Annotated in this window: 10 protein-coding genes, 1 tRNA gene and 1 pseudogene; 1 reads left to right on the top strand and 11 read right to left on the bottom strand. The window is 65.4% G+C overall.

All coding sequences use genetic code 11. From position 1 onward, the window contains the following. Window positions 1–100 (bottom strand): annotated as a pseudogene (locus tag ACDP63_RS01175) (IS5/IS1182 family transposase); the annotation flags it as partial. On the opposite strand from ACDP63_RS01175, the gene ACDP63_RS01170 reads away from it, so the two are divergent. Next, window positions 72–446 (top strand): transposase, encoded by a 375-nt coding sequence (locus tag ACDP63_RS01170; protein WP_409927635.1) that lies wholly within the window; start codon window positions 72–74, stop codon window positions 444–446. The pseudogene ACDP63_RS01175 and the gene ACDP63_RS01170 sit on opposite strands and share 29 nt — an antisense overlap. A gap of 417 nt (window positions 447–863) precedes the next feature. Here ACDP63_RS01170 and ACDP63_RS01165 read toward each other — a convergent pair. From ACDP63_RS01165 to sufB, 10 genes are all read right to left on the bottom strand, one after another. Continuing rightward, window positions 864–940 (bottom strand) — tRNA-Arg (locus tag ACDP63_RS01165). A gap of 232 nt (window positions 941–1,172) precedes the next feature. Continuing rightward, window positions 1,173–1,829: a cytochrome b/b6 domain-containing protein gene (locus ACDP63_RS01160; RefSeq protein ID WP_024842626.1), complete on the bottom strand. Its 657-nt coding sequence runs from the start codon at window positions 1,827–1,829 to the stop codon at window positions 1,173–1,175. Further along, window positions 1,822–3,465 carry a tetrathionate reductase family octaheme c-type cytochrome gene (locus ACDP63_RS01155; RefSeq protein WP_409927633.1) on the bottom strand — a complete coding sequence of 548 codons (1,644 nt, stop codon included), beginning with the start codon at window positions 3,463–3,465 and terminating at the stop codon, window positions 1,822–1,824. Before ACDP63_RS01155 ends, ACDP63_RS01160 begins: the two co-directional genes overlap by 8 nt. 156 nt (window positions 3,466–3,621) lie before the next feature. Further along, entirely contained in the window at window positions 3,622–4,833 is a 1,212-nt protein-coding gene (locus tag ACDP63_RS01150) for a cysteine desulfurase (protein ID WP_028709806.1), read from the bottom strand. Then, on the bottom strand, window positions 4,830–5,417 hold the full coding sequence (locus ACDP63_RS01145; protein ID WP_409927632.1) for a YIP1 family protein: 588 nt from the start codon (window positions 5,415–5,417) through the stop codon (window positions 4,830–4,832). Before ACDP63_RS01145 ends, ACDP63_RS01150 begins: the two co-directional genes overlap by 4 nt. After that, on the bottom strand, window positions 5,414–5,902 hold the full coding sequence (locus ACDP63_RS01140; RefSeq protein WP_024842622.1) for a hypothetical protein: 489 nt from the start codon (window positions 5,900–5,902) through the stop codon (window positions 5,414–5,416). The genes ACDP63_RS01145 and ACDP63_RS01140 overlap by 4 nt, the downstream gene beginning before the upstream one ends. Beyond that, complete coding sequence (locus ACDP63_RS01135; protein WP_024842621.1) at window positions 5,899–7,260, bottom strand: SufB/SufD family protein; 1,362 nt, start codon at window positions 7,258–7,260, stop codon at window positions 5,899–5,901. The genes ACDP63_RS01140 and ACDP63_RS01135 overlap by 4 nt, the downstream gene beginning before the upstream one ends. Beyond that, the gene (sufC, locus tag ACDP63_RS01130) at window positions 7,260–8,015 is read right to left on the bottom strand and encodes a Fe-S cluster assembly ATPase SufC (RefSeq protein WP_024842620.1); all 756 of its coding nucleotides are present in this window, start codon (window positions 8,013–8,015) and stop codon (window positions 7,260–7,262) included. Before sufC ends, ACDP63_RS01135 begins: the two co-directional genes overlap by 1 nt. A gap of 9 nt (window positions 8,016–8,024) precedes the next feature. Beyond that, a complete protein-coding gene (locus ACDP63_RS01125; protein WP_024842619.1) occupies window positions 8,025–8,336 on the bottom strand; it encodes a heavy metal-binding domain-containing protein in 312 nt (103 codons plus the stop codon). Continuing rightward, entirely contained in the window at window positions 8,333–9,859 is a 1,527-nt protein-coding gene (gene sufB / locus ACDP63_RS01120; RefSeq protein ID WP_024842618.1) for a Fe-S cluster assembly protein SufB, read from the bottom strand. Before sufB ends, ACDP63_RS01125 begins: the two co-directional genes overlap by 4 nt. Window position 9,860 lies beyond the last annotated feature (1 nt).

Genomic DNA, 9,860 nt, shown 5'->3' with positions numbered 1-9,860 from the left:
TGGGCGCATCGCCCACATCGCTGGTCGTGAACTCCGCCGCCCTAATTTCCAGCGTTTGCTCGTCAATTCCGATGTGGATCTTGCGCCAGACGCGGCGTTTGTGTACCCGAAATCGAGCAATCCGTTATAGAACGCCCGCGTGCCAGACCTGCCCGATCAAACCGCAGTGTACGCCAGGATATCAGCGCACCATTCACAGGCTCGTGGATCAGGGCGCGCTCGATCGGATGGAACGTCGGGTTCACGAGAACCCTGATCTCATGACGATCCGGCGCTGCACGGTGGAGCATCCCTTCGGCACCATCAAGCGGATGTCTGGCGGAGGCCGCTTCCTGACCCGCGGTTTGCGGCGGGTGAAAGCCGAAGCTGCCCTCTCGGTCCTGGCATTCAACATCATCCGCGCTTCGAACGCCTTCGGGACCGGAGCGCTGATGTCGCGGGGCTGAGAGCCCCGCTCGATTCAGTTCGCCTCATCGCGCCCGCACTGAATCGTCTGCGAGTTTCTGCACAGCCTGGGGACCTCCCCGCAGAAGGGGTAGGCCGAGATCAAGGCACGGCCTCAGGGGAAGGCTTTCCCCATATCTGGCCTCTGTACGAGCGCGGAGCCTCACAAAGGCGGCCTATGGCTGACGTCTTCCTCCAACTCTCAGTCGAAGATCACACGATGCGCTGGAGGCGTGCAGCCCATCATCGCGAACGCGCTGGCGGCCGAGGGGTTCGCCTGAGGTCGAGGCAAAACAGAACCAAATCCAAGATATTGTTATAGAAAGATAAATGAGCATCTTTGCTTACGTGGATTCGCCACGTAAGCAACATCCCTCAAAAAGAGAGGATTTATAACATTTTGATTTTCATGGGAAAAATGGTGCACCCGACAGGATTCGAACCTGTGGCCTCCGCCTTCGGAGGGCGGCGCTCTATCCAGCTGAGCTACGGGTGCATACCGTTCGCGATGTGCTTACGTCATGCTTACGCGAGTTTTTTGGCTTCTTAAAGAGCGAACCCGATATTCACTCAAGCCATTGTTAAATCGTTACCTTTTCCAAACACACTCAACTTTCGCCGGACTTGACTACCGCCTTCGGAGGGCGACACTCTATCCAGCTGAGCTACGGGTGCCTCAGGCCGGTCCATAGCCGATCGGACCGGCCCCCGCAATGGCAAATCGCCGGTCAGGGCTTCAGGCGCCAGGGTTCCTCGGCGGTGAGATAGGCTTCCTGCTCGGGCGTCAGGTCGACGGTCTCGAACCCGGTCAGCATCGGCTTCACATGTTCGCGGAAACCGTGGCCGATGGTCAGCAGGTAGACATGCGCCACCACGAAGCTGCCGATCGCAAAGGCGGTCAGGATGTGGATGTTGGCCACCGCCCAGATGACCCAGCCAGAAGGGTCGAGATCGTCCCAGAGCCCATAGCCCAGATAGGCGATGCCACTGAGAAGCACCGCGGGGAACAGCAGCACCTTCAGCGCCAGATAGGCCAGCGCCTGCAAGGGGTTGTGCCGGCGGCGCAGCACCTTGCGATAGGGGTGCTCCTCGCCGCGGAACACGCCCCAGGCATAGAAGCGCGCGACCTGCCACAGCCCGGCCCGGCGCGGGGCGAACTGCCGCCACGCCCCGGTGGTCAGCAGCCAGAAGGCGGTGAAGACCCAGAGCAGCATCAGCGCCACCGCGACGACGGAATGGATCGTCACCGCCAGGCCGAAGGTCAGGATCCCGTGCAGCCCCATGATCCGCAGCCCGGTGAACAGCAGGACCAGGATCGAGGCCGCCTGGCTCCAGTGCCACAGCCGGTTGAAGCGGGTATAGACCAGAACCTTGCGCTCAGCCATGATGCGCCCCCTTTCCCTTCCTGCCCAGCAGGCGCATGAGGCCATGCCCGGCCACCCCCGCCACCACCATCGCCAGCAGGGCCAGCCCGATGATCCCGCCCGGCGGCAGCTTGGTGCCGGGTATATAGACGCCGGCAATTCCGGCCATGCGCCCTTCCGGCCGGTGGCAGGCGCCGCATTTCAGCGCATCCTCGGCCGGCGCGACCATATGGGTGATCGGCCAATACATGCGCGTGTCGACGAAATCGAACTTCCCTGAATAATCGGTGCCCATGTAACGCGCCGCCGCCTGCAGGGCCTTGGCCCAGTCGAAATTCGTCCAGAAGGCGGTATCGGTCTGCGGGCCATAGACCTGGCTGTGCAGAAGCACGTTGCGCTCGGTATCGAAGGCCTGGCGGCCGGCCATCCGCTTGAAGGGCCAGATCCGCGCATCCGGATCGCCGGCCGAACCTTCCAGCCGGTTGATCTCGACCGGCAGCGACGGATCGAAGACCGTCTCGGCGGTGGTGTATTCCACGGTGCCGTTGAACCAGCCATAGAAGGGCACCACGTTCTCGGCCCACTCGAAATTGCCCTTGGTGGACAGGTAGGTGTGCAGGTGCTGGCCGTCGGACTGGGTGAACGCCTCCTCGGCGAAGGGCTTGCCGTCCTTGAGCTTGCCGGCGGTGGACCAGTCCGACAGCGTCTTGGTCGCCACGCCGCCGCGGGCAAAGGACGGGATGTGGCAGGTCTGGCAGGCAACGCGGTCGGTATGGTCGTCGAGCTTCATCCCCGTGGGAGTCACCGGATGCGGCCGGTTGCCGTGGCAGCTTTCGCAGGTCGCGGCATCGCGCGGCTGGCCCAGCAGATGCGTGTCAACGATGTCCTTGGCCTCGACGGCATAGCGCGAGCCGGCGACGCGGTGGTCCTCGGTGACATGGCAGGTCTGGCAGGTGAAATTGCCGCCCTGGGGCGACATATGCACATCGGTCGCCAGGTCCGGCCGGATCAGTGCCGAGGACAGGTCGCCATGCTTCACGTTGTCGCCGCCGCCGCCGTAGAAATGGCAGTTGCCGCAATTGTCGCGTCCGGGCGCGCCCACCGATTGCGCCACCCGCGCCAGATCGACCGGCCTGGCATCGGCGCCGGTGATGGTCTTGGCCCCGGCGGGCACCGGCTCCAGCGGCGGGAGGCCCGCCATGTTGTCGAGCTTGGCATATTGGCCCGAGCGGTCGTGGCAGGCCAGGCAATCGACCCGCGCCGGGTCCGAGGGCGGCGGCTGGCGCACGTCGGTCCAGCCATAGCCGGCGTGGCAGGATGTGCAGCGCGCCTCGTTCGAGCCGACATTGCCACAAAACGAATTGATGACGCTGGATTTTCCCAGCTTCTGCCCGGTTTCGGCATGGGTATAATCCCATGTCCAGTGCAGCGTATGCATGACCTGGTTGCCGGCCTCGGTATGGCAGGACAGGCAGGCCTGGGTGACTTCCGGCCCCGATGAGAAGGGCCCCTTCAGCGCCGGAAATTTCGAATGGTCGGCGGTGCTGCCGCTGCCCGGAATGGCAGGCGCCTCCTGCGCCTGCGCCGGCGCGGCCATCGCGGCCGCGACCCAAAAGGCCCATGCGAGCAAACGCATGGCCCGGTATGTCGGTGGCATTTGCCCTCTTCCTCCCAAGGAACGGCCGGTTCGCTACGGCCGAAGAGAGCGCGCTTCCTGGATGCAGATTAGCAATGCCGGCCAGGCGCCGCCAGAATCGGGCGCCGCCGCAAATTGACGCATGTCTTCGCAGAAGCGAATATTACGCCGAAGGGGTCAGGCGAACAGTTCCCGGCAGAAGGACAGCCCGTCGATCAGCGCATCGACCTCGGCGCGGGTGTTGTACATGGCGAAGCTGGCGCGCGCAGTGGCGCTGAGGCCAAAGAAGTCCAGCAGGGGCATGGCGCAATGGGTTCCCGCCCGCACGGCGATGCCGCGCTTGTCGAGGATGGTCGAGATGTCATGGGCATGCGCACCCTGCATGGTCATGGAAAAGATCGCGCCCTTGTCCGCCGCGTCGCCCTGCACCGACAGCCAGTTCAGGCTGCGCAGCCGGTCGCGGGCATAGTCGCGCAGGTCGCGCTCATGCGCGGCGATGTTCTCCATGCCCAGGTCCATCAGGTATTCCAGCGCGGCGCCCAGGCCGATCTGGTTGGCGATGCCGGGAGTGCCGGCTTCGAAGCGCAGCGGCGGGTCGGCATAATCGACGCTGTCGCGGGTGACGGTGCGGATCATGTCGCCGCCGCCCATGAAGGGCCGCATCTCGGCCTGCCGTTCGGCCCGGATCCAGATCGCGCCCGAGCCCGAGGGGCCATAGAGCTTGTGCCCGGTGATGCAGTAGAAATCGACGCCGAGCGCCGACAGGTCCACCGGCATATGCACGGCGGCCTGGCTGCCATCGGCCAGCACCGGCACCGAGGTGCCGCGGGCGATGGCGCCGACATCGACCACGGTGCCGGTCACGTTCGACATATGGGTGACGGCGATCAGCTTCGTTTTCGGTCCCACCGCCGCCAGCACCTTTTCGGGCGGCAAGGAGCCGTCGGGCTCGGGCTCGACCCATTTCAGCCGGACGCCCTGGCGCTCGCGCAGGAAATGCCAAGGCACGATATTGGCGTGATGCTCCAGCACCGACAGCACGATCTCGTCACCGGCCTCAAGCCGCGGCGCAGCCCAGCCATAGGAGACGAGGTTGATCCCCTCGGTCGCGCCCGAGGTGAAAATGACCTCATCCTCGCGCGGGGCGTTCAGGAAACGCGCGATGATGGCGCGCACGCGCTCGTAATTCTCGGTCGCGAGGTTGGACAGGAAATGCAAGCCGCGATGGACATTGGCATATTCCGCCTCATAGGCGCGGGTGATGGCGTCGATCACCACGCGCGGTTTCTGCGCCGAGGCGCCATTGTCCAGATAGACCAGCGGCCGGCCGTTCACCTGCCGGGACAGGATTGGGAAATCGGCGCGGACCTTTTCGACGTCGAAGCTCATGGTGTCACCTCGGGGACGATGCCGAATGCCGCCGCGATCAGCGACAGCACGAAGCCAAGCAGGAAAATGCTGCCGATCAGGCCCAGAACCACCTTGCCGGTATTGGTGAACCCGTGCAACGCCTTGGTCATGGTCACGGCAAGATAGAGGAAAAGGCCAAAGGCCAGCATGGAGAGCAGCGTGGCCGAGGCCGGAAACAGCGCCATCATCACCACCTGGACCGCCTGCAAGCCGACCAGCATCAAGTCGACCCAGCCGACGATCAGCAGCGCATCGGGGAAGGTGCCGTGGCCGCCGAACAGCCGGCCGATCTGCGCCACGAACAGCGCCGACAGCACCATGGCGCCGAACTGGATACCGGCCAGCGTCATCGGCTCGGACAACATGCGCGAGACGGGATTGTCCACCTCGACCGGGAACAGCAGCAGCGACAGCCCGGCGAGCAGCGTGGACAGCGTCACCGCCAGCAGCAGCACCATCCAGCGCGCCGCCATCGGCAGGTCCAGCCCGCGCAGCACCCCGACGGCCGCATCGGGATCGCGCAGGGTCAGGACCATCAGATCGCCAAGATCGCCCAGTTTCATCTGTTCCCCGCCAATGCCCGCAATCCCGCGCCCCATATCACGAGAAAGCCAAGCCCCGCCACCGCCCGCGTCACGCCAAGCGCCGGGCCGGGACCGACCAGGCCGGCGGTCAGCCCCGCCAGCAGCATCGCCGGAGCCACCGCCAGCAGGGCCCAGAACAGCGCCAGCCGCGAATCCTGCGGCGCGACCGACCAGGGCGTCAGCCGCGACAGGGCCGAGACCAGCGCCGCCAGCCCATAGGCCAGCAGCGGCATCATGAACATCACCGCCAGCAGCGCCCCGCCCATGCGCGCGGCCAGGGGCACCTCGGGCATGAACTGCGCATCCCGCGCATGGCCCGGAGCCTGCGCGACCAGAAAGACCAGCATCGCCGCCATCAGCACGACGATCAGCGCCCGGTCGGGCATGCCGCGCAGGGACTGCACCACCCTGCCCGGCGCCCACCAGCTTTCCAGGATGCGCGGGACGATGCCGGTCCGGCTCATGCCCTGCCCGGAACGGCCTTGCCCGGCTTGCCCGCGCGCGCCGTCAGCCAGTCTTCCAGCCGGCCCAGGATGTCGTCGCGCAGCCGCTGATCCTCGATCTCGTCCAGCGCATCGGCCAGGAAGGACAGCACCAAGAGCACGATGGCGCGTTCCTTGGGCACCCCGCGCGAGCGCAGGTAGAACAGCGCCGTCTCGTCCAGCGCCCCGGTGGTCGAGCCATGCGAGCATTTCACGTCGTCGGCATAGATCTCCAGCTCGGGCTTGGCGAGGAACTGGCTGCCCTCGTCCAGCAAAAGCCCCTGGCTGATCTGGTAGCCGTCGGTCTTTTGCGCGCCGGGCTTGACCAGGATCTTGCCCTGGAAGATGCCCTCGGCCCCGTTCTTCAGCACCTTCTTGAACACCTGGCGGCTTTCGCAGCGCTCGGCGGCATGGGTGACAAAGACGGTGTCGTCGTGGTGGAAGCGGCCGATGTCGCCGTCGCCCAGCACCGCCGCGGCGATATGGGCCACGGCATCGTCGCCGGCGATCTCGATCACCGCCTCGTTGCGCATCATCGTGCCGTTGACCGACAGCGTGAAGGACTTGAACAGCGCCTCGGCGGCGACGCGGGCGAAGATATGGCCCAGCCCCAGCTTGGGATCGTTGGCGCGCTTGGCGCTGATATGGTGGAAGCGGGCGCCGCGGCCCAGCTCGGCCTCGATCACCACATTCGAACGCGCGCCGATCGAGCCGGATTCCAGCAGCGTCAGCTCGGCCCCTTCCTCCAGCTTCACGACGTGATGCAGATGGACATCGGCATCGGCCGCCGAGCGGCGATAGGTGATATGCACCGGCCGCTCGACCTTGCCGGTGACGCGGATCAGCACGCCCTCGGCCGCGGCCAGCGTGTTCAGCGCGGCGAAGGGCCGCTTGACCGGCACCTGCCCGGCGGCTTCCAGCCGGCCGTAAAGCCCGGCCGCCCAGTGATCCGCCCCGGCATCGGCGGCGGCGAGGCTTTCGATCTCGACCCCCTCGGCCTCCAGCGCATCCGAGGCGGCGGCGTCGAAGCGCCCGTCCACGAAGACCAGGTTCAGCCGGTCGATGCCGGTGAACAGGGTGCTTTCATCCGCCGCCGGTTCGACAGGCTGCGGCCGGGCGGCGTTGAAGGGCGCCGGATCGGTATAGCGCCAGTATTCGTCGCGCGCGCCGGGCAGGCCCATGGCCCCCAGCCGCTGCGCCGCATCCTCGCGCGCGGCGCGGGTAAAGCCGCCGCGCGGCAGGTCCAGCGCATCCAGGCGCGCCGCAAGCGCGGCATCGCCGGGACGGGCCTTGCCCTCGACCGCAGGAACCTGCGCGGCAAGAACAGCCGTATCCGCCATCATCCGACCTCCGCCAGCAGATCGCCGTAGCCGTTCTGCTCGACCTCCAGCGCCAGCTCGGGGCCGCCGGTGCGCACGATGCGGCCGTCGGCCATGATATGCACCACGTCCGGTTTGATATGGTCCAGAAGCCGCTGGTAATGCGTGATGACCAGGAAGGCGCGGTCGGGCGAGCGCAGCGCGTTCACCCCCTCGGCCACCAGCCGCATCGCATCCACGTCGAGGCCGGAATCGGTCTCATCCAGGATGCACATGCGCGGCTCGAGCATGGCCATCTGCAGGATCTCGTTGCGCTTCTTCTCGCCGCCCGAGAAACCCACGTTGACCGGACGCTTCAGCATCTCGGCATCGATCTTCAGCGTCGCGGCCTTCTGGCGGATCAGCTTGAGGAAATCGGCCGAGGAAAGCTCCTCCTCGCCGCGCGCCTTGCGCTGCGCGTTCACCGCGGTGCGCAGGAAGGTCATGTTGCCGACGCCGGGGATCTCGACCGGATACTGGAAGGCCAGGAACAGGCCGGCGGCCGCGCGTTCCTCGGGCTCCATCTCCAGCAGGCCCTCGCCGTCCAGCGTCGCCTCGCCCTCGGTCACCTCATAGCCGTCGCGGCCCGAGAGCACATAGGACAGCGTCGATTTGCCCGAACCGTTCGGCCCCATGATGGCGTGGACCTCGCCAGCCGGGACGGTCAGATCGACGCCTTTGAGGATCTGCTTGTCCTCGTCCTCAAGCTTGACGTGCAGATTCTTGATTTCCAGCATGGTTCGTTCCTATTCGACGCTTACGGCGGTGCCCGAGGCGGACACCATCAGCATGTTGTTGATGACTTCATAGTCCAGATCGACGCCGACCACGGCATTGCCGCCCATCTGGCGGGCGCGGTCCTGCATCTCGGACAGGGCGGTTTCGCGGGCCGAGGCCAGCGCGGATTCATAGGCGCCCGAGCGGCCGCCCACGATGTCGCGAATCCCGGCGAAGATGTCGCGAAAGATGTTGGCGCCGATGATGGTCTCGCCCGTCACCACGCCGTGATAGGCGGTGATGCGGCGACCCTCGATGCCGGGGGTGGTGGTGACGATCATCCGACCGAGCCCTCCAGGCTGATGGCGACCAGCGACTGCGCCTCCATGGCGAACTCCATCGGCAGCGCCTGCAAGACCTCGCGGCAGAAGCCGTTCACCACCAGGGCAACCGCCTCCTCCTCGTCCATGCCGCGCTGGCGGCAATAGAACAGCTGGTCGTCGTCCACCTTGCTGGTGGTCGCCTCATGCTCGACGCGGGACGAGGTGTTCTTGACCTCGATATAGGGCACGGTATGGGCGCCGCATTTGTCGCCGATCAGCAGGCTGTCGCATTGCGTGTAGTTGCGGCTGTTCTTGGCGCGCGGATGCATCGACACCAGGCCGCGATAGGTATTCTGCGCCTGCCCGGCGGAAATTCCTTTGGAAACAATGCGTGAGCGGGTGTTCTTGCCAAGATGGATCATCTTGGTCCCGGTATCCGCCTGCTGGTGGTTGTTGGCGATGGCGATGGAATAGAACTCGCCCTGGCTTTCGTCGCCGCGCAGGATGCAGGACGGGTATTTCCAGGTGATGGCCGAGCCGGTCTCGACCTGGGTCCACATCACCTTGGCCCGCGCCTCGCGGCAATCGGCGCGCTTGGTGACGAAATTGTAGATGCCGCCCTTGCCTTCCTCGTCGCCGGGGAACCAGTTCTGCACGGTCGAATACTTGACCTCGGCATCCTCCAGCACGACGATCTCGACCACCGCCGCATGCAGCTGCGCCACGTCGCGCTTGGGCGCGGTGCAGCCCTCCAGGTAGCTGACGTAGGAACCCTTGTCGGCGATGATCAGCGTGCGCTCGAACTGGCCGGTATTCTCGGCATTGATGCGGAAATAGGTGGACAGTTCCATCGGGCAGCGCACCCCCGGCGGCACATAGACGAAGCTGCCGTCCGAGAAGACCGCCGAGTTCAGCGTGGCGAAGAAATTGTCCGATTGCGGCACCACCGAGCCCAGGTATTTCCGCACCAGCTCGGGATGCTCGCGGATCGCCTCGCTGATCGAGCAGAAGATGACGCCGGCCTTGGCCAGCTCGTCCTTGAAGGTGGTGCCGACGCTGACGCTGTCGAAGACCGCATCGACCGCGACCTTGCGGCCTTCGGCCGGCGCGCCCTCGGCGCCCTCGACGCCGGCCAGGATCATCTGCTCCTTCAGCGGGATGCCCAGCTTTTCATAGGTGGCCAGCAGCTTGGGATCGACCTCGTCCAGCGACTTGGGCTTTTCGGCCATGCTTTTCGGGCGGGCGTAGTAATACTGGTCCTGATAGTCGATCACGGGATAGTTCAGCATCGCCCATTTCGGCTCGGTCATGGTCTGCCAGCGGCGGAAGGCCTGCAGCCGCCACTCGGTCATCCATTCCGGTTCCTCGTTCTTCTTCGAGATCAGCCGGACGATGTCCTCGTTTATGCCCTTGGGGGCATATTCCATCTCGATCTCGGTATCCCAGCCGTATTTGTACGACCCCATGCTCTGGACGGTCTCGACGGTCTCGCGGTCTACGCCCTCGCGGATTTCGATTGCCTCGCCGATCTCTACAGTCATC

It is taken from the genome of Paracoccus sp. P2, from assembly GCF_046335115.1.
GTDB classification, from domain to species: domain Bacteria; phylum Pseudomonadota; class Alphaproteobacteria; order Rhodobacterales; family Rhodobacteraceae; genus Paracoccus; species Paracoccus pantotrophus.
Note: the sequence above shows the minus strand (reverse complement) of the source record. Positions and strands in the feature narration are given on the sequence as shown.